Consider the following 18,864-nt stretch of genomic DNA (forward strand, 5'->3'; position numbering starts at 1 on the left):
CGGTGGCCTCCATCGTTCTGGTGGTCACCGCGCTGGAAGACGTCACCGCGGATTGGGTCATCACCGCACTGAACGAGCGTGGCGTGCCAGTCGTCCGCCTCGACCCCGCAGACATCGGGCCCGCTCTGACCTTCGAGGCCCGCATCGAGGCGGGGGCGCCCGCGTGGGGCGGGTGGCTGCGTACGGCGACCCGGGAGATGGAGCTGGGGGAGGTGGCGGCGGTGTATTACCGCCGCCCCACCCCCTACGTCGCCCGTTACGGCCATCTCCCCGCTCAACAGCGGGACTTCGCCGCCGCAGAGGCCCGGCACGGGCTCGGCGGAATCCTGAACAACCTGCACGGAGCCAGGTACGTGAACCACCCGGCCGCGGTCACCCACGCAGACTTCAAGCCCGCCCAGTTGCAGAGGTTCGTCGAGCTCGGGCTACAGATCCCGCCGACACTGGTCACCAATGACGTCGAGACGGTTCGTAAATTCACCGCCGAGCACAGCTGCGTTATCTACAAGACGTTCCGTGGACTGCCCCGCTCCGAGGACGGGCACACCGGAGCGATCTGGACCCAGCGCGTCGACCCCGAGACCTTCGACGACTCCCTCTCGGTGATGCCGCACCTGTTCCAGGCCGAGATCCCCAAGACCGGTGACGTACGCGTCACCGTGGTCGGGCGGCGTGTTTTTGCGAGCCGGATTGAGACGCCGGACGGCGCCTTGGACTGGCGTCGCGGCGACTGGGACGATCTCATCCACACGCCTGTTTCCGTCCCGGCCCCGATCGAGACGGCTCTGCACAACTACCTGGCCTCGTTCGGTCTGGTCTTCGGCTGCTTCGACTTCGCCCTCATCGGCTCCGAGAATGAGCCCGACCACTGGATCGGAATCGAGTGCAACCCGAACGGACAGTGGGGCTGGCTGCCCGACGCGCCCACCATCACCGAGGCGTTCGCTGACATCCTGAGCAGGAAGGAGACGGCGCCATGACCAGGCCCGCCAGCCTTGAGAATGACGCGGCCCGCCTGCGCGAGGCCATGGCCAAGGACCTCGCCGAGGTTGGTGCTCTCGCTGACCCCGCTTGGCGAGCGGCGGTTGAGACGGTGCCGAGGCACCGGTTTGTGCCCAGCTTCTACCTGCCCGCTGAAGGGCGCGATGGGCAGGGGCTGACAGTGTGGGATCCGGTCACCGCCGAACTCGACTATGACCGGTGGCTGACCGCCGCGTACTCCGACACCACGCTCATCACGCAGTTCGACGGCGACGAACCCGACTGGAAGAAGCCGACGAAACGGTTTGGAGGGGCTCCCACGTCATCCTCCACGCTGCCGTCTCTAGTGTTGCGGATGTGGTCCGACGCCGACCTCCGTGACGGGAACTCGGTGTTGGAGATCGGCACAGGTACCGGCTACTCCACCGCGCTTGCGTGCGAACGCCTTGGTTCTGCCGACGTCACCAGCATCGAGGTCGACCCATACCGACTGCAGATGGCGGCGAGCGCGCTCTACGCCTGCGGCTACACGCCCACCCTCGCGGTGGCGGACGGACTGTACGGCTACTGGCCAGAAGCCCGCTTCGACCGAATCGTTGCCGCCTGCTCGTTCCGCGCGGTACCCCCGGCTCTGCTCGCGCAGACCCAGCCAGGCGGAAAGATCCTCCTCACCCTCTCGGGCTGGCTCTACGGATACGCCCGCGTCCTGCTGACCGTCGCCGAGGACGGCACCGCCAAGGGGCAACTGCTGGGCGGCACAGTTTCCTTCATGTCCGCCCGTGCGCACGCGGCGCCTGCGTTCGGCAACCCCGCCCACTGGGCCGCGGACCTGCCGGAGAAACCGCGGGCCGCCCGTCACAGCCCCGAGCGAATTACGGCGCCTACGGAGGAAGCGTTCCACCTACGGTTCCTCGCCCAGAGCGCGGTGCCGGACGCGCAAATGACCACAGTCGGTGACGTGGTGCACCTGGTCGATGTCGTCACCGGCTCCGCCGCAGCTCTCACCCCGCACGATGGCGGATGGCGGGTCCGGGAGGGCGGCCCTATGAAGCTGTGGGAGCGCATCGAGGGCATCCTGGACGCCTACGACGGAGCCGACCATCCGGGACCGGAGACCTTCACCCTGCACATTTACGACGGTGGGCAGCAGCTGAGGCATCCGCAGATGCCTGGCCTTCTACTACCTAGGCTCTGACGGGTCCGTCCCATGAGGGGCGCTGCGATGATGATGGTGTTGTTGTTCGGCAGCGCAAAGCACGCACCAAGCCACTCTGCTCAGTCATGGTTCACACAGAAGCTCTATGGCGTATCGCGTTACTGCCCTTGTATGAAGGCCCGGTGGCGGCTACGAGCAACAATCAGCAGATCCTGCTGCAGCTTGCGCCGTTCTCTGCCTCGTGTCTTGAGTGCGTGACAGTTGGGGCAGAGAGCGACCATGACTTCAGGGACGTCTTGCCCAGTACGAGCCAAGCCGTTGACATGGTCAACCTCCAGGAGGGGCGCGCCAGCGTCGGTGCGCTGGAGCGGGTGCCCCATGCAGGAAGGGTTTTCGCAACGGCCATCGCTGCGAAGAATCACGGCTTCGCGAGCAGCGGGTGAGCGCAAGTAGCGCTCCATCTTGGTCAGTTTGGAGCTGCGGGCTCGACCGGCTGCTGTTCGACGAGCGGCAGCCGCTAGCCGCTTGTACTTCTCGCGGGCACTGGTTCGCTTCGACTCTGGGGTTGAGTCCACTTCCAAGGGGACCACGTCGAGAGAGTCATCATGGAGCTGTCCGTCATCCTGTTCGAGGGCCTCGATGACCTCTGCGGGCCAGGTCTCCCGCATCGGTGAGGGGACAGGCGCGAGTATCCAAACGAACTCGCGGCGCTGCTGGCCGTCTTGTCCGCGCCCCCAACGTCGGCGGCGCTGGACAATGACGGCCCAGGTCTCGAACGTCCAGTGGCCTTTATGAGGTTTGTGCCAGTAGCGCAGGGCCTTCTGTCGCTCTTGATATTCCGCCATGGAGCGATTGCCCGCTGACAAGGTCTGGTCGCCAGACAGGCCATCGCCAGTGTAGGCAATCCAATCCAGCTCAGGGATTCGCTGGTCGGCGTATGGGCCCTTGTCATCCGAGTAGACGGTGAGGAGGCCATCCGAGAGCGGAGTGATTCCGAGCACGCGATTTCCACCATAAACTTCGGCTATGGCATTGCGGTGTTGGTATGGCTCTCCGGGGAGAGGGCGCAAGTAGGTGGAAATCTGTCCGGCCATCAACTCCTTTAGCCCCAAGGCTTCCAGCAACCTCACGGGGGTAGGGGTGAAGAACCGCACGAGCAGGGTGCCTATGGCCCATGCCGCCAGTTCGAGGTCCTCGGTCAGGCGGTCGTAGTCCTGCTTCGGGAGCCCCGCAAGAGGGTTCGCCTCGTCCAGTGCGGACAGCTTTGGGCGGCGCCCTCGACTCGTCAGGGGGAGGTCAGCCGGGTCCGCCACCTCCCACAGCTTGTTCCGCTGCAGGGCCCAGAAGGGATACAGCGCATCCTGCCGGCCATCAGCCGATCCGGCGAAAGCGGTGAGCAGCGGCCCCACGGTGTCCTTGACCACTGACCAGGGCTGCTCGCGTGGACGCCCGTGTACGGCTTGGGCGATCGCCCACAGGAGCAGCAACGGGCGGTGCAGAGGTTGACCTGTAGGTCGGTGGGCGGGCTGCAGCTTCCCTATTCGTTCGATCAAGTCCCGTCCATCGGTCACTTCGGCACTCCAGTCCTCTAGCGTCACTAGTAGGACTATCTGACCAGATGGCACTGACAATGAACCTCCTCAGCGACATCCTCGCCAGACGTGGCTTGTGCACGGTGTGTGGCAGGGGGTGTGCACGTCGGGAACTTGCCTGAGGGGACGTCGAGGTCGGATGAGGGGCAGACTTGGCTTGATCACCGTGATCGCAATGGGCTGGTGTCCTGAGCTGTCCCGGATCTTGGTGTAGGCGTAGGGCCGCAGGTGCATTAAGGCGTGTCCGGCGGCTCATGCTGCGATCGGCACGGTGCAGCAGGTCATCGCACTACGATCACGGGATGTTCGAGTACCACGGTTGGATCACGGTCAGGGAGACCGCAGCTGATGACGACAATGAGGCCAGTCTGCGGCAGATCGTCGATGAGCTTCGGCTTCGCATCGCCCAGATCGACAGCCCGTACTTGCTTGACCTCAGGTGGATGAACGGCGAGCCGTTCATCCACCTCGGCGGCCACTCCAATCACCGCTCGTCGCCTGGCATTGTCGAACTGTTCGGGCATGTGGCTGAGGTTGCCCCTGGTTCCTATGGGCTCCTTCACCTTCGCGATGACGAAGAACCGGAGCACGAAAACGAGGTACGCGTGCTCAGGCTCGTTCGCGGCGTGGTCACGCAGCACACGGAGGCGCTGCTGTCTCCGTGCATCCCGACAGTGGAAGATCCGTGCATCGACTGAGGCGCCTCCGGCGAATCACGTTTGGAGCCAGAGCCGGATTGAGGCTAGTCGTCCGATGCTGTGGCGACACCTAGATCCTCGCGCATGCCTCTCCTGAGTATTTCCAGAGTGGATTGATAATCCTCGCGCTGCTCGATGTAGGCCTCGTCATTGTGAGAAGCGCCGTCCTCGATTCTATTCCGTAGCTTACGAAGGGATCTGTATGCCGCCTCGGACGGCTGGATGAGCCTATCGGGTGCTGTAATTGTCATCTGTATGCGGAGCTCGTATGCGCCGCCGGTGTGGAAAGCTTCGCGGGCATTCCCCGCTCTTTCGGTAACGGGCGATCGGGCCGCCTCACGTAGACCGTTTCGAGTACGGGACAGGGCTGTGAGGTACTCGGTGTACACCTCTCGCCGTTCAGCCCGGTGACGTTCTTCGCTATCGCGTCGCCAACGTGCTCGATCAGCGAGCAGCGTTGAGGTAATGCCGATGGCTGCACCTAGCACAGCGCTAATGAGGGAAGCCCAGTTCATGGTCGCAGCGTAGGAGAACGAAGCAGTCAGCGTGTGAGGTCGACTGGGATTCGTACCGGACAGGGACGCTGGCCATGGTCAACGAAGGATCCTCGATGTCCGTGGCATTCATCTGCGACAAGGGCAAGGCGGGGTAGAGGAGGAGTCCAGCAACTCCCGCGTGTCAGCCCGCTGCGATAGCCGAATACGTCCACACATCGGCCGGAAGCTCATGCTGCAGGCGCCACGTGATCGCCATCGGCTTGCTGCCGGTGTGCTCCACGTACGTTGCCGGTCCCAGGAGCATCCAGGGCTGGGACTTGCCCATGTCGTTGTTCTTGTAGCGGCGCATGAAAAGGAGGACGTGGCTGCCCTGTTGCTCGTGACGGCGGTAGCGCAGACCGGTGCGCGAGTTCTCCGCGGTGGCGTTCTGGGATTCCCAGTGGAACAGGGTGGGGCTCAGCGCGTAGTCCTTGTAGCGGATGGTGGGGGAGAAGTCCTTCTCGTTCTTCTCCAGCGTGATCAACAGGGCGTCCGTCTGTATCTCGTCGACCCACTGGACGCCCTGGGCGAAGGACCTGGGCATCTGGCCGCCGAAGCGGGCCACGCCGAGAGCGGCCAGGATCTCAGAGCGGTTGTAGGCGCTGTGGACCTTCAAAGGGATGTGGAGATGGGGGCCCGACAGTGGGATCGGGAAGTGGTCTGACCGCTCGATCACGTATGACAGGACCTGTCGGAGCTCATCGCGGAACACGGGCTGCGAGCGCAGCGATTCCAGGCCCTGCTGGAAGCTGCTGAAGCCTCCGGCGTTGTCCCACAGGTTGAAGAAGAGCATGTGGGCATACGTCTGGTCGGTGGGAGTCAGAGCCTCGTACATGGGAGCGTCGTCTGAGAGCAAGCGAAGGTAAGCGCTGGCTCGCTCGGGGTCGTCGATGTGGAGGAACGCGTGGACGCGCTTGAGGAGCGCCGCTTCCTCTGACGGTGCTGGATCGTCGACGAGGCAGGCCTTGCGGAGGACCGCTGTCCAGGAGTTGTCGCTCTTGTAGAGCTCCTTGATCTCCCGGCGGCTCTCGCGGAGATAGTCCGCTAGCCGTGGCGTGTCGTATGCCTTGGCCTCGGTCACCAACGTCTTGATGGTGGCGCCCAGTTGGGTGCGGATGTTGTCGAGGATGAGGTCCTTGGACTTACCCTCCAAGATGATCTGGCACCCAGAGGGAAGCTGTGGGAAGTCTCGCTCGATGTGGTCGACGAGTCGGTTCCGGGTGAGGTTTGTCAGCGCCCGGAACTGCTCCTCAAAGCGGAACTCCGCTCGGTGCTGGCCGATGAAGTCCAGGACGGTGAGTACTGGCTTCGTCTCCGTGCGGCGCAGGCCACGGCCCAGTTGCTGAAGAAAGATCGTGGCGCTGTTCGTGGGGCGTAGGAGCAACAGGGTGTCAACGTCAGGAATGTCGAGACCCTCGTTGAACAAATCGACGGAGAAGATCACCTGAAGCTTGCCGTCGCGTAGGTCAGCCAGTGTCTGCGCTCGTAGGCCAGCAGGTGAATCGCTGTCGAGTGCAGCGGCTTGGAATCCTGCCGTGCGGAAAAAGTCGGCCATGAAGTGGGCATGAGCCTTGGTTACGCAGAAGCCCAAGGCTCGCATGGCCCCTGGGTTGGAGATCTTGTCCCGGATCTGCTTCACCACAATGCGGGCCCGGGCGTGGTCGCCCGTATAGAGGTTCCCAAGCTCGCGATCCGCGTAAGTGCCCTTCTGCCAACCGAGGTTGGTCAGGTTCGTACCGTCCGGGATGCCGAAGTAGTGGAAGGGGCACAGCAGATCGTTTTCAAGAGCCTCCCACAGTCGCATTTCGGCCGCGATGCGTCCCTCGAAGAACTCGTCCTGCACATTCCGCCCGTCCATCCGCTCAGGGGTAGCGGTGAGGCCCAACAGTTCCTTCGGCGTGAAGTGGTCGATGACCCGGCGGTAGGTGGCGGCTGTGGCGTGGTGGAACTCATCGATGACGATGATGTCGAAGTGGTCCGGGCTGAGCTGTTCGAGTCGCCGAACATTCAGGGACTGGACGCTGGCGAAAACGTGGTTCCAGTCTCGGGGGTCTTCACCGCCGTGGAGCAGCTCTCCGAAGGACGCGTCATCGAGTACCTCGCGGTACGTACGCAGCGACTGCCGAAGAATCTCCTTGCGGTGGGCCACGAACAGCAGCCTTGGTTTTCTGTCGCCGAACTTCTTGCGCAGAGCTCGGTAGTCCAGCGCCGCCATCACGGTCTTACCCGTGCCAGTCGCTGCGACAAGGAGGTTGCGGTGCCGGCTGCGAATCTCCCGCTCGATGGTGAGGCGTTCCAGCATGTCCCGCTGGTGCGGGAAGGCGCGTACTTCAAGTCCGGAGAGGTTGATCTTCAGGTCGGTTACGGAACCGGCGCCGCCCGCTTGGGCAAGGGCCCGATCGAGTCGCTCCCCATCGTCGTCGGGGTCGTACGACTCGAAGGCGATGTCGTTCCAGTACGCGTCAAAAGTCGCCTCGAACTTGTCCAGTACCGAGGGAGTCGCCACCGACGACAGGCGTACGTTCCACTCCAAGCCGTCGAGCAGCGCAGCCTTGGACAGATTCGAGCTGCCGACATACGCGGTGTCGAAGCCGCTGTTGCGTCGGAACAGCCATGCCTTCGCGTGTAGCCGAGTAGACCGGATCTCGTAGTTGACCTTGACCTCGGCACCGAAATCGCGGACAAGGCGGTCGAGCGCGAGCCGATCGGTGGCACCGATGTAGGTCGTCGTGATGACCCGGATCGGCACACCCCGCTCCTTGGCGGCACGGAGTGAATCCTCCAAGACACGGATGCCGTACCACTTCACAAACGCGCACAGCAGGTCGATGCGGTCTGCCGTAGCCAACTCGGCTCTCAACTCTGCGCCCAGGCTGGGGTCATCCGAAGCGTTGGTGATGAGCGACGTCTCGGAGAGGGGTGTGAGGGGACGTAGCGCGTAGACGCCTGGCGCCTCTTGCTCGGCGAGGGTCAGGAGCTGCCGTGGGCCGTCGACGATCGTACCGACGGCCTCGTCCTGGCCCGACGCACTCTCAGCGAGCGACTTCAGGATCTGGTTCGCGGCGGCGACCTGCTTGTCGTGGGGCAGCTGACTTAGCCTGCGCCCGACAGCCTCAGCGATGTGGCGGGCGAGCACGTGAGGAGCGGACTCCGCACTGACTTCCTCGTGGATGGCTTTCCAGCCTGAGGCTTCGAGCTGCTCTATCTGACTGTGCAGGTTCCGGGTGATGAGCTGCTCGTAGACACCTGCGACTGGCTGCGCCAGATCCCCCGGTTCCGCCACCCGATGCTCCCTCGATTGTGCGCGTTGACAGGGCTCTGTCCCGACTGCAGTTCTAACAGCAGCCGCTGACAATCGAGGGTGTTACACCCAAAGGTGATCGTCTTTGAGCGTGCTACGCAATCGAGGAAGCCACATCACTCGTCGCTGCCATGGCACTCCCCATACCCCCGCCCCGACCCACACCAACAAGCCGCCCCCCGCTCCGGCGGCCAAGCCTCAGCCCGCCCCCGCGCCGCCAGCGTCGTCGCGTACTGCGGCAGCAGCGATGCATCCCCGGGCGAAGCCCCCTCCGAGGCCGCGAAGGCCTCGTAAGACGGAACCGTGCCCGTCACGATCCCCAGGTTCGGTGTGCCCGAAGCCGCAAGCTCCCGCAGCGACCCCTCTATCGTCGCCAGGTGCTCCTCATGCGACGGGTACTCCTCTACCAAGGACGGGTACGCCGTCAGCAGTTCTGAAAGCTCCGAGGCCGGCCAGTGCAGTACCGCCACCGGGAACGGGCGGGACAACGCCTCCCGGTATGTGCCCAGTTCGGCTCGGAGGCGGGAGATTTCGGCCTCCAGTTCCGCCGGGTTGTCCGAGCCCAGGGACCAGACGCGCTTCGGGTCGTGGAGTTCGTCCAGGGAGACCGGGGAGGAGTGGAGGGTGTCCGCGAGGGCGTCCCAGTTGTCGTGGGGGAGGCCCAGCATGCGGCGTACGCGGTGGCGGCCGAAGAGGACCGGGTGGGTCGCGTACGGGGGTTCGGGGACGTCAGTCAGGAGGTGGGTCGCCGCCTCCGTGAACGTCTGCTGTGCCGCTTCGAGCTCGTCGTGGGACTCCAGGGACTCGGCCACGATCACCCAGGGGGCCGGGTCGCGGGGTGACGCCGCGCGGACGCCCTCGATGATCGCCTTCGCCTCGGCCTCGTGGCCGTACTCCCAGAGGTTGGCCGCCTTGAGGGCCCGTACCAGGAACGGGTTCTCCAGGGTGGACGGGGTGGAGAGCAGGCGGTCGTAGAAGGACGTGGCTCGCGGGCGGTCGTCGGCCAGTTCGAGGTGGGCCGCAGCCTGCAGCAGCAGGTGCTCGGCGTCCTCGGGGTAGAGGCCGGCGGTCCGCTCCAGGCGTGCTGCTTCGGCGTTGTGGTCGACGTACTCGGCAGACGTGTCGGGGCGCATGGTGGACACCGTACTGCCGACCGCCCGGCGGAGGAGAGGTATGGGCAGGCCAGGGGTGAGATCGGCGGTGGGGGCGTGAGGAGTCGTGGGTGGTCGTGAGCGGTGGGGAGGGGGCGGCTCGTTCATGGGGATGGTGAGTTGGGGCCTCAGCCCTTATCGTGCGGCCCCGGCCACCAGCCAGTCAGCCAGCCGAAGCCCCCGCTCGGACGGAGGCATACCCGCATGCGAGTCCCCGTCGTCCATCAGCAGGCCCGGCGGCGGCGTGCCCGCTACGCCCGCCTCCTCTGGAACGGCGCCGAGATCCTCGTAACCCTCGGTGTCGTCCTCATGCTCCTCGTCGTCCACCAGTTGTGGTGGACCAATCGGCAGGCCCGGGAGGGCGCCGAGAGGAAGGTCCAGGCCCTGCAGCGGGAGTGGGAGGGAGAGGGGAGTGCCGGGGGCGGCGAATCCGTCTCGGGCCGTGGCTCCGCCTCCCCCGACGACAGCGATAGCGATAGCGACAGCGACAGCGACAGCGACAGCGACAGTGGCAGTGGCAGTGGCAGCGACGGTGACCGTTCTGGCGTCGGCTCCCGTTCCGCGCCCGATTCCGCCTCCGCCAGCAAGCCCCGCTCCCGCCCCGGCTGGACCCAGGCCTACGCCATCCTCACCATCCCCCGCCTCGACCTCCGCGTTCCGGTCGCGGAAGGGATCAGTAAGGCGAACGTGCTCAACAAGGGGTACGTCGGCCACTATCCGGGGACCGCGCGGCCCGGGCGGGACGGGAACTTCGCGCTGGCCGGGCATCGGAATACCCACGGCGAGCCGTTCCGGTACATCAACCGGCTTCGGCGGGGGGACCGGATCGAGGTGGAGACCAGGACCGCCGTCTATACGTACGTCGTCGACAGGACGCTGTCGCAGACCTCGGCGCGGGACGGGGGAGTGATCCGGGAGATCCCGCGCAGCACGGTCAGGCCCTCGTACGGGTACTCCGACCCCGGTTACTACCTCACGCTCACCACGTGCACTCCGGAGTACACGTCCAAGTACCGCCTGGTGGTCTGGGGGAAGCTCGGTTCCATGCGGCCCCGCTGAGCCGGTCCGTTGAGCCGGTCCGCTGAGCCGGCCTGCCGAGCCACCCCGCTGAGACAGCCTGCCGAGTCAGCCTGCTGGACCACCCCGCCAAGCAGCCCGTCCAAGCAGCCCCGCCGAGCAGCCCGGGCCCCCGCCGGATCACTTCTCCTTCACCTGGTCGTAGCGGCCCAGGAAGTCCGGCCTGCCGTTCCGTATCCGGTGGAGGAAGAGGCCGTTGGTCCAGCGGAACTGCTTGGTCACCGGATCGAACTCGATGGTCTTGGCGAGCCCCTTGTGGGTGGTCTGGCGGAGTCGGCGGACCATGGCGCCCCGCTCGGGCTCGACGCTGCCCAGCTCGCGCAGGCCCCGGGCGACGAAGAGCAGCGCGTCGTACGCCTCCACCGCGAAGCGTTCGACGGTGCGTACCCCGTAGCGCTTCTTGTACGCCGCCACGAAGCGTGCCGCGGCCGGCAGCTCGGCCGGGTCGGCATAGCTCGTGGTGATCACCCAGCCCTCGGCCGCCGCGCCCGCCTCCGTGAGGAACGCGGCCTCCAGGACCGGCTCCGGCGCCATCCGCGTACCGCCGAATCCGGCCTGTTCCAGGGCGCGGGCGCACCGGGCGGCCCGGTGCGGTGAGGAGCCGCCGTACACGACGGCCTCGGCGTCGGCGGCGAGCACGGCGGCGGCGACCGTGTCGAAGTCCTCGCTGTCGGCGGGGACGGCATGGGTCGTGGTCGTGCCCTTGGAGGGCGGGTACGCGGCCACGTCCTCGACGATCTGCCAGCTGGTGCGGCCGGCCGCCCTGTCGTCTATGAGGGCGGTCCTGCGGCTCTTCTCGGCGTGGGAGAGGTAGTGGATGAAGGGCGTCGACAGGGCGTTCTCGTCGGGTCTGAGCTGGAAGTACGCGCGGGTGGTGGACTGGATGGTGGACCGGTCGTACAGATCGGCGCCGGAGGAGACGGTCACGATGGGCAGCAGGGCCTTCTCGTAGCGGTTGACGACGGCCTCGGCGGAGACGCTGCCGGTCGGGCCGAGGACGACGTACACGTCCTGGTCCGCTACGAACTTCTTGGCCACCTCGGCGGCCCGCTTCGCCTCCCCGGCGTCGTCGAGGACCTTCAGGGCCAGGTCGAACGTGCGGCCGTCGCGGGAGCGGGAGTTGAAGTCCGCCACGGCCAGCCTCGCGCCTCGCTCCTGTGCCAGGCCGATCGCCTTGTCCGGGCCCGAGAGGTCCGCCTGCAGACCGATGACGTACCGGGGCAGGGGTTCGGAGCGGGTCGCGCCCTCGCCGTCGCCGTCGGCCCTGGGCCTGGTGGCCGCCCACGCCGCCAGGCCACCGCCGGTCAGGACCACCGCGGCCGCCGAGCCCAGCGTCAGCAGGCGGCGCCGGGATACGGCGGGTCCCTCCAGCGGCTGCACGAGTGTGGTCGGGCCGGGGGCGGGGTCGGGGTCGGGGTCGGGCAGAGCCAGGACCGCGGACGAGCGTTCCGCGATCAGCCGGGGCAGCGAGGGCGGCAGCCAGTCGTCCGCCCCCGCACCGGCCCCCTCACTCGCCCCTTCACCGGCCCGTGCACCCGCCCCTTCAGCGGCCCGCGCACCGGCCCCCTCACCGGCCTGCGCACCCGCCCCTTCACCCGCCCCTTCACCCGCCCCTCCACCACGCGCCTGCCTGCCTTCCTCATCGCGCGTCCGTCCGGCCTTCCAGTCGTCCGCCCGTTCCCCCGCGCTTTCGCCCTCCCGGTCGCTCTCACCGGCCAGGGCGTTGCGCACCTCCTGTGCGGTGGGCCTGGCGGCCGGGTCCTTGGCGAGGCAGTCGGTCAGCAGCGGGGCCAGGGTCCACGGCACGGCGTCCAGGTCCGGTTCCTCGTGGACCGTACGGAAGATGACGGCTGCCGCCGTACCGGTGCCGAACGGGCGGCGGCCGGTCGCCGCGTACGCCAGGACGCAGCCCAGGGAGAAGACGTCGCTCGGCGGGCCGACGTCATCGCCCCGTGCCCGCGCCTGCTCGGGCGAGAGATAGCCGGGCGAGCCGATCACCACGTCGCTCGCGGTCAGCGCGGTGGCACCGGTGGAACGCGCGATGCCGAAGTCGATCAGCCGGGGGCCGTCCAGGGCGAGCAGGATGTTGCCCGGCTTGACGTCCCGGTGCACCAGGCCCGCGGCGTGCACCTCGGTGAGCGCCTCGGCCAGCCGGGCGCCCAGCGCGCGGACCGTACGCTCCGGCAGCGGCCCGTGCAGCGTGACGGCCTCCGCCAGCGACGGGCCCGGTACGAAGGCGGTCGCCAGCCAGGGCTCGCGGGCCGCCGGTTCCGCCGCGGTGACCGGTACCAGCCACTGTCCGGTGAGGCCGCTCGCCGCCTCCGCCTCGCGCCGGAAGCGGGTCCGGAAGTCGTGGTCGGCCGCGTATTCGGCGCGGATCACCTTCAGCGCGACCAGCGCCCCGCCCGTCGAACGGGCCAGGTAGACCACGCCCATGCCGCCCGCGCCGAGCCGGCCGAGCAGCCGGTAGCCGCTGACGAAGGGCGGGTCTCCCGGCCTGAGCGGGCGCACTCCCGCGGGCCCCTCGGCCGGCGACCCGCTCACGGCTACACCTCGGAGGGGGCATCACCGAGGAAACGGAACCGGCCGCCCTCGACCTGGTGCAGAGAGATGCCCCAGCCGTCGAACTGGCCGTCGTCCGGCCGGAAGGAGAACTGCTTGGTGACGCCCTTGTAGCGGCCCTTGCGCAGCAGGCCCACCAGCTTCTGCCGTTGCGGTGGCCGCCCGCCCTTCGTCGCCTTCACCAGCTCCTGGACGACGAGGTTGACGGTGTCGTACGCCTCGGCGGCGTAGTAGCCGGGCGTGGCGCCGAAGCGCTTGCGGAAGGCGGCGGTGAAGGTCGCCGCGGCCGGCACGGCCGCGGGGTCGATGAAGGACGCGGTCATCAGCCATCCCTCGGCCGCGTCCCCGGCCAGCTCCAGGAACTCCGGGTCGATCACGGCCTGCGAGGCGAGCCGCGGCCGGTCGAAGCCGGCCGCCGCCAGTTCGCGGGCCACCAGGGCAGCGCCCCGTGCGTAGCCGGTGTAGATGAAGGAGTCGATCCGGGCCCGCAGCATGTCGGCGACCACGGGTTCCATGTCCTCGGTGCCCGCCGGGATCACCCGGGGATAGGCCTGTAGTCCAAACTTGCGCAGCATGGTGTTGTTGATCCCGGCGGCCTCCTGGGCGTACGTCTGCGCGGTGCGGTCCTGGAGCAGGCCGGGGCGCCCTGTCACCTTCTGCTTCATCAGGTAGACGCTGATGGGGAGGTTGAGGGCCGCGTCGCTGGGGCGGCAGTGCACGAAGGACCGGTACTCCTGCGTGGTCAGCAGCAGTCCTCCGGCCGACACCGACAGCAGCGGCAGCAGGGCCTCGTCGTACGTGCCGAGGACCGCGTTGGCCGCTTCGTCGCTGGTGGGGCCGAGCACGGCGAGTACGTCGGCGTCCTGGATCAGCTTCTTGGCCGCGGCGGGTGCCCGCCCCGCGGCGCCGCCGTCGTCGACGGTCTTCAGCGTGAGCTCGAAGGGTTTGTCCCTACGGGCGTTGAACTGCTCGACCGCCAGCCGCGCGCCCCGCTCCTGCGCCTCGCCCGCGGCCCGCCGGGGCCCGCTCAGATCCGCCTGCACGCCGATCGCCCAGCGGCGGGCCCGCGGCGCCGATCCGCCCTTGTCGTCGTCGCGCAGCCCGGCCCAGGCAGCGGCCCCGCCCGCGGCCAGGAGGACCGCCGCGCCGGAGGCGAGGAGCAGTCGCCGGCGCCCGGTCGACGCCGGCTGCGTGTCCTTCGGGGCGTTGCCGGAGTCGCCGACGGTCGGCTCGATGTCGGGAAGTGCCAGCATCTCGGACGAACGGTCGGCGATGATCCGTACGACGTCCTCTGGCAGCCAGTCGATGTGCCCGCCCTCGGGGACGGCGTCCTCGATCAGCAGGACCGAGTCGAACTGCTCGGCCGTCGGACGGTCCGCCGGGTCCTTCGCCAGGCACAGGCGCAGCAGCGTCGGCAACCCGACGCCTCCCGCGCCCGCGGCATTCTCCCCGTTCTCCGCGTTCCCTCCGTTCCCTCCGTTCTCCGCGCCCTCCGCGGCCTCGATGCCGGACAGGTCGGGCTCGTCGTGGACCGTGCGGTAGAGCAGGGCGTCGACCGTGCCGGTGCCGAACGGCGGGCGGCCGGTCGCCGCGTACGCCAGCAGACAGCCCAGCGAGAAGATGTCGCTCGCCGGGCCCACCTCCGCTCCGCGCGCCTCGGCCTGTTCGGGGGAGAGGAAGCCGGGAGTGCCGACGATCAGATCGGTGGAGGTGATCGCGGTCTCGTCGGTCGCCCGCGCGATCCCGAAGTCGATCAGCCGGGGCCCGTCCATGGCGAGCAGGACGTTGGCCGGCTTGACGTCGCGGTGGATCAGCCCGGCGGCGTGCACCTCGCGCAGTGCGGCGGCGAGCATCCTGGCCAGGACGCGCACACTGCGGGCGGGCAGCGGGCCGTGGTGCGAGACCGCTTCCTCCAGTGAGGGGCCGGGTACGAAAGCGGTGGCCAGCCAGGGCTTGTCCGCGTCCGGGTCGGCGCCGGTGACCGGTACCGCCCAGGGGCTGGTCACCCGGCGGGCCGTCTCCACCTCGCGGCGGAACCGGGCGCGGAAGTCGGGCTCGTCCGCGTACTCGGCCTGGATGACCTTGACGGCGGCCAGGGACCCGGCCTCCGTCCGGCCGAGGTAGACCACGCCCATGCCGCCCGCGCCGAGGCGGGCCAGCAGCCGGTGTCCACCGATCGAGGCGGGGTCGGTGGGGAGCAGACGCTCGCTCATTCCGGCACCTCCAGTGCGGTCTCGGCGCGGGTCAGCATCTGGACGAATCCCTGTCGCATGGCGACACCGACCTCAGCCTCGGACCGCCCTTCGGCACCCCGGCCGACGACGGCCACGGTGACCTGGGACACTCGGCCCTGGTTCCAGTAGTAGTAGAGCGGGCCGCCGAGCTCCTCGCTGTAGTACTTGCCGGTCTCCGCGAGTGAGTCCTCGGTAGTGAAGTTGTTGCCCAGGCCGTAGGCCGACCCCAGGGACGTCAGGTCGCTGATCCGCTCGCCCTGGCGGAGCTGCTGATCGGGGCAGCGCATCGCCTCTTCGAGCATCCCGGCCATCTCCCAGTCGGCGTCCGTCGTGGTTCGGTGCACGGTGACGATCGCGGAGACGCGGATCGGGCCCTTGCCGTCCTCGGCAGGCAGCTCGCTGTGGCGGGTGAGGCTGGCGAACACAGACTCGGGCAGCGACCCGAGCTGCCAGACGCAGTTCGTGCCGAGGACGGGCCAGGAACCGGGGGCGCTCTCGTACGGGCTGCGTCTGACGAAGCCGGGGCCCCAGTCGGCGGGTGCCGCCGCGATGGTGCGGGCCAGACGTTCGGCCTGCGCGGCGGTCTTCGGCGCACGGCCGGGATCGGGGGTGAAGCCCAGGCCTGTGGGGCTGGAGGCGGGACTCGGGGTGGGGCTGGAGCGGGTGTCGCCGCTCGCGGTGGCGGGCCGGGAACCACTGGGTCCGGAGCCGGTGGGCTCGGCGCTCTTGTCGTCACCGTCCCCTGAACAGCCCGCCAGTAACAGCCCGGTGGCCAGGACGCCGGCGCACAGCCGCGCACGTCTTCGGTACACCATCGACTCCCCCAACTCCCCACGCCTGTATGCGCGTTACCCCCCGCTGGGAGCGTAGCGACTATGCCCCTGGGGTACTACGGCATTGCCGGAGTCCGTTGTTCCCTGTTCCTGGTTCGTTCCTGGTTCCTGGTTCCTAGCCGTTCACCTGTGGCATTGGCTTCTGGAGGCGATCCTGTATAACGGCAGGAGGCCACAGAGCCAGAAGAACCGGAAGAACCAGCAGGACGAGCAGGACCAGAGGACAGGAGGGCAGCCGATGACACGGACCTGGGCGCAGCTGAAGCCCGCCGTCCTGCTGTTCGTCCTCCTTCTGCAGGTGGCGCTCCTCGACACGGGCAGCCTCGCCGGAGCCGTCGCCGTCACGTTCGCGGCGACCGCCGCGGCCGGGTCCGCGCTCGCCGCCTGCTCCCTCATCGCCTCACGGCTCGCGCCCGCCGTACCCCGTACACGGGTCCGTACGGCCATCCGCGACCGTGAGAAGCGCACGGCGTTCCTGCCGCAGCGCGACCCCGACGCCCGGGGGCGCAGGCGTCCCCGAGCACCCGGCTGTTCCCTCCTGACGACCGCGTAGGGGATCACTCCTCGGGACCTCGGGACCTCGGGGCTTCGGAACGCTCTCAGAGCGTCCGCAGGAGATTTCCAGGGAACCTCAGCAGACCCCCACGCGGGTCGTCATGCCGACGTACGTCACGTCTCATCTCCTCGGCACGACGAGACCCACGGAGGGCTCATCCATGTCCGGCTTCTCTTCCCTCTTCTCTTCCTTCATGTCCGCGTTCGCGAGCCTCGTCGAGGGGCTCGCCGAGCTGCTCGAACCGCTCTTCCAGGCCTCGGCGGCGGCCGCCGCGATCGTCCTGTTCACCGCGCTCGTACGACTCCTCGTGCATCCCCTGTCCCGGGCCTCGGCGCGCGGGCAGCGGGCGCGGGCCGCCCTGCAGCCGCAGATCGCCGCGCTGCGCAAGAAGCACGGCAAGAACCCCGAGAAGCTCCAGAAGGCGGTGCTGGAGCTGCACGCCAAGGAGAAGGTGTCACCGCTCTCCGGCTGCCTGCCCAGCCTCTTCCAGCTGCCGGCCTTCTTCCTCCTCTACCACCTGTTCTCCAACTCGCGGATCGGCGGCGAGGCCAACTCCCTGCTCGCCCACCAGCTCTTCGCCGCACCGCTCGGCGGCCGGTGGGCGGACGCCCTCGGCGACGGCGGGGTCCTCGGGGGCGCCGGGCTGGTGTACCTGGCCCTGTTCGTGATCGTCGCGGCCGTCGCCACCTTCAACTACCGGCGTACGAAGCGGATGATGGCGGCCAGCGCTCCGGTGGCCGCAGCCGGCGGTGACCGGGGCGAGCAGCAGGTGCCCGGGCTCGGCGCGATCACCAAGGTCATGCCGCTGATGTCCTTCCTCACACTGTTCACCGTGGCGGTGGTGCCGCTGGCCGCCGCGCTGTACGTGGTGACCAGTACGACGTGGAGCGCGATCGAGCGGGCCGTGCTGTACCGGGACATGCCGGGGGCCGCGCCGGCCGCCGCCGTACTCGGCTGACGCGGCAGGAGTGCATGGCCTCGGGTGCCGGTCCGGGCGAGGTGGTTACGGTCCAGTCCGTGAACCGGGTCTTGCGGACTGGACGCCGACCTTGGACGATCGACCAGTCCTCCGATGGCTGCACCCGTCGGACGGGCCGCCCGCGATCAAGGGAGATTGTGATCATGAAGCTGCTGCGAGTCGGTACGACAGGGGCCGAGCGGCCCGCGCTCCTCGATGCCGAGGGAGTCCTGCGGGACCTGTCGGGCGTCGTGCCGGACATCGACGGGGCGCTGCTCGCCGACGACGCGGCGCTCGGCCGGATCCGTACCGCCGCCGGGGCCGGGGAGCTGCCCGTGCTCGACGCGGACGGGCTGCGGGTCGGCCCGCCGGTCGCCCGGATCGGCAAGGTCGTCTGCATCGGCCTCAACTACCACGACCACGCCAAGGAGACCGGTGCCGAGCCGCCCGCCGAGCCGGTGATCTTCTTCAAGGCGGCGGACACGGTTGTCGGGCCGTACGACACCGTGCTCGTGCCGCGTGGCTCGGTGAAGACCGACTGGGAGGTCGAGCTGGCCGTCGTCATCGGGCGTACGGCCCGGTATCTCGGCTCGCACGAGGAGGCGCTCGCGCATGTCGCCGGGTACGCGGTGGCGCACGACGTGTCCGAGCGGGAGTTCCAGATCGAGCGGGGCGGGACCTGGGACAAGGGGAAGAACTGCGAGACGTTCAATCCGCTCGGGCCGTGGCTCGTGACGGCGGACGAGGTTCCCGATCCGCAGGGGTTGGGGCTGAAGTTGTGGGTCAACGGGGAGCTGCGACAGGACGGGAGTACGTCCGACCAGATCTTCCCCGTTGCCGAAGTCGTGCGGTATGTGAGTCAGTTCATGACTCTCTATCCCGGGGATGTCATCAATACCGGGACGCCGGCGGGGGTCGCTCTGGGGATGCCTGAGCCCAAGCCGTTCTTGCGGGCGGGGGATGTTGTGGAGTTGGAGATCGAGGGGCTTGGGCGGCAGCGGCAGGAATTCAAGCCGGCGTAGCGCTCCGCTGGGGGCGCGGGGAACGGGGGTGCGTTGTTGGGTGCGGGGCTGTTGTGGCTGGTCGCGCAGTTCCCCGCGCCCCTAAAAGATTGCGCCGTTCCCCGCGCCCCTGAAAGGCAAAAGATTGCGCAGTTCCCCGCGCCCCTAAAAGCGAAAAGATTGCGCAGTTCCCCGCGCCCCTAAAAGCGAAAAGATTGCGCAGTTCCC

General features: G+C 68.1%; 13 protein-coding genes. 7 read left to right on the top strand and 6 right to left on the bottom strand.

What is annotated here, in order from left to right; genetic code table 11:
• Nucleotides 1-2 precede the first annotated feature (2 nt).
• Both tgmB and tgmC read left to right on the top strand, forming a co-directional pair.
• Nucleotides 3-980, top strand: coding sequence for an ATP-grasp ribosomal peptide maturase (gene tgmB, locus ACIBEI_RS14745; RefSeq protein ID WP_398888627.1), 978 nt, complete (start codon nt 3-5; stop codon nt 978-980).
• Nucleotides 977-2,176, top strand: a complete 1,200-nt coding sequence (gene tgmC, locus ACIBEI_RS14750) for an ATP-grasp peptide maturase system methyltransferase (protein WP_398888629.1) — start codon at nt 977-979, stop codon at nt 2,174-2,176. Before tgmB ends, tgmC begins: the two co-directional genes overlap by 4 nt.
• 119 nt (nt 2,177-2,295) lie before the next feature.
• Here the strand turns inward: tgmC and ACIBEI_RS14755 are convergent, their stop codons facing one another.
• Nucleotides 2,296-3,561, bottom strand: a complete 1,266-nt coding sequence (locus ACIBEI_RS14755) for an HNH endonuclease (RefSeq protein WP_398888631.1) — start codon at nt 3,559-3,561, stop codon at nt 2,296-2,298.
• 470 nt (nt 3,562-4,031) lie between these two features.
• Between ACIBEI_RS14755 and ACIBEI_RS14760 the strand changes: the two genes are divergently transcribed.
• Nucleotides 4,032-4,427 carry an Imm7 family immunity protein gene (locus ACIBEI_RS14760; protein ID WP_398888633.1) on the top strand — a complete coding sequence of 132 codons (396 nt, stop codon included), beginning with the start codon at nt 4,032-4,034 and terminating at the stop codon, nt 4,425-4,427.
• 678 nt (nt 4,428-5,105) lie between these two features.
• Here the strand turns inward: ACIBEI_RS14760 and ACIBEI_RS14765 are convergent.
• Complete coding sequence (locus ACIBEI_RS14765) at nt 5,106-8,246, bottom strand: DUF3427 domain-containing protein (RefSeq protein WP_398888635.1); 3,141 nt, start codon at nt 8,244-8,246, stop codon at nt 5,106-5,108.
• Nucleotides 8,247-8,380: 134 nt separating this feature from the next.
• The gene (locus tag ACIBEI_RS14770) at nt 8,381-9,397 is read right to left on the bottom strand and encodes an SEC-C domain-containing protein (RefSeq protein ID WP_398888637.1); all 1,017 of its coding nucleotides are present in this window, start codon (nt 9,395-9,397) and stop codon (nt 8,381-8,383) included.
• Nucleotides 9,398-9,619: 222 nt separating this feature from the next.
• On the opposite strand from ACIBEI_RS14770, the gene ACIBEI_RS14775 reads away from it, so the two are divergent.
• Nucleotides 9,620-10,474: a class E sortase gene (locus ACIBEI_RS14775; RefSeq protein ID WP_398888638.1), complete on the top strand. Its 855-nt coding sequence runs from the start codon at nt 9,620-9,622 to the stop codon at nt 10,472-10,474.
• A 138-nt stretch (nt 10,475-10,612) separates the two neighbouring features.
• Here ACIBEI_RS14775 and ACIBEI_RS14780 read toward each other — a convergent pair whose 3' ends face one another.
• The 3 genes from ACIBEI_RS14780 to ACIBEI_RS14790 are packed head-to-tail and all read right to left on the bottom strand — an operon-like array spanning nt 10,613 to nt 16,103.
• Nucleotides 10,613-13,003 carry a bifunctional serine/threonine-protein kinase/ABC transporter substrate-binding protein gene (locus tag ACIBEI_RS14780; protein ID WP_398889008.1) on the bottom strand — a complete coding sequence of 797 codons (2,391 nt, stop codon included), beginning with the start codon at nt 13,001-13,003 and terminating at the stop codon, nt 10,613-10,615.
• Between the two features lie 35 nt (nt 13,004-13,038).
• Nucleotides 13,039-15,267 carry a bifunctional serine/threonine-protein kinase/ABC transporter substrate-binding protein gene (locus tag ACIBEI_RS14785; RefSeq protein ID WP_398888640.1) on the bottom strand — a complete coding sequence of 743 codons (2,229 nt, stop codon included), beginning with the start codon at nt 15,265-15,267 and terminating at the stop codon, nt 13,039-13,041.
• The gene (locus tag ACIBEI_RS14790; RefSeq protein ID WP_398888642.1) at nt 15,264-16,103 is read right to left on the bottom strand and encodes a hypothetical protein; all 840 of its coding nucleotides are present in this window, start codon (nt 16,101-16,103) and stop codon (nt 15,264-15,266) included. Before ACIBEI_RS14790 ends, ACIBEI_RS14785 begins: the two co-directional genes overlap by 4 nt.
• A 256-nt stretch (nt 16,104-16,359) precedes the next feature.
• Here ACIBEI_RS14790 and ACIBEI_RS14795 point away from each other — a divergent pair, with 256 nt between their 5' ends.
• The 3 genes from ACIBEI_RS14795 (at nt 16,360) to ACIBEI_RS14805 (ending at nt 18,657) form a co-directional block, all read left to right on the top strand.
• A complete protein-coding gene (locus tag ACIBEI_RS14795; RefSeq protein WP_398888644.1) occupies nt 16,360-16,674 on the top strand; it encodes a DUF6412 domain-containing protein in 315 nt (104 codons plus the stop codon).
• A gap of 196 nt (nt 16,675-16,870) precedes the next feature.
• Nucleotides 16,871-17,635, top strand: a complete 765-nt coding sequence (locus tag ACIBEI_RS14800; RefSeq protein ID WP_398889010.1) for a YidC/Oxa1 family membrane protein insertase — start codon at nt 16,871-16,873, stop codon at nt 17,633-17,635.
• Nucleotides 17,636-17,799: 164 nt separating this feature from the next.
• A complete protein-coding gene (locus ACIBEI_RS14805) occupies nt 17,800-18,657 on the top strand; it encodes a fumarylacetoacetate hydrolase family protein (protein ID WP_398888646.1) in 858 nt (285 codons plus the stop codon).
• Nucleotides 18,658-18,864: the final 207 nt, after the last annotated feature.

Origin of the sequence: Streptomyces sp. NPDC050988, assembly GCF_044456225.1 — a bacterium.
GTDB lineage: Bacteria > Actinomycetota > Actinomycetes > Streptomycetales > Streptomycetaceae > Streptomyces.

Coding starts and splice junctions, on each gene's coding strand:
- ACIBEI_RS14770 (WP_398888637.1), bottom strand. CDS start 9,397: ATGCGCCCCGACACGTCTGCCGAGTACGTCGACCACAACGCCGAAGCA.
- ACIBEI_RS14805 (WP_398888646.1), top strand. CDS start 17,800: ATGAAGCTGCTGCGAGTCGGTACGACAGGGGCCGAGCGGCCCGCGCTC.
- ACIBEI_RS14760 (WP_398888633.1), top strand. CDS start 4,032: ATGTTCGAGTACCACGGTTGGATCACGGTCAGGGAGACCGCAGCTGAT.
- ACIBEI_RS14785 (WP_398888640.1), bottom strand. CDS start 15,267: ATGAGCGAGCGTCTGCTCCCCACCGACCCCGCCTCGATCGGTGGACAC.
- ACIBEI_RS14795 (WP_398888644.1), top strand. CDS start 16,360: ATGACACGGACCTGGGCGCAGCTGAAGCCCGCCGTCCTGCTGTTCGTC.
- ACIBEI_RS14800 (WP_398889010.1), top strand. CDS start 16,871: ATGTCCGCGTTCGCGAGCCTCGTCGAGGGGCTCGCCGAGCTGCTCGAA.
- tgmC (WP_398888629.1), top strand. CDS start 977: ATGACCAGGCCCGCCAGCCTTGAGAATGACGCGGCCCGCCTGCGCGAG.
- ACIBEI_RS14775 (WP_398888638.1), top strand. CDS start 9,620: ATGCGAGTCCCCGTCGTCCATCAGCAGGCCCGGCGGCGGCGTGCCCGC.
- ACIBEI_RS14790 (WP_398888642.1), bottom strand. CDS start 16,103: ATGGTGTACCGAAGACGTGCGCGGCTGTGCGCCGGCGTCCTGGCCACC.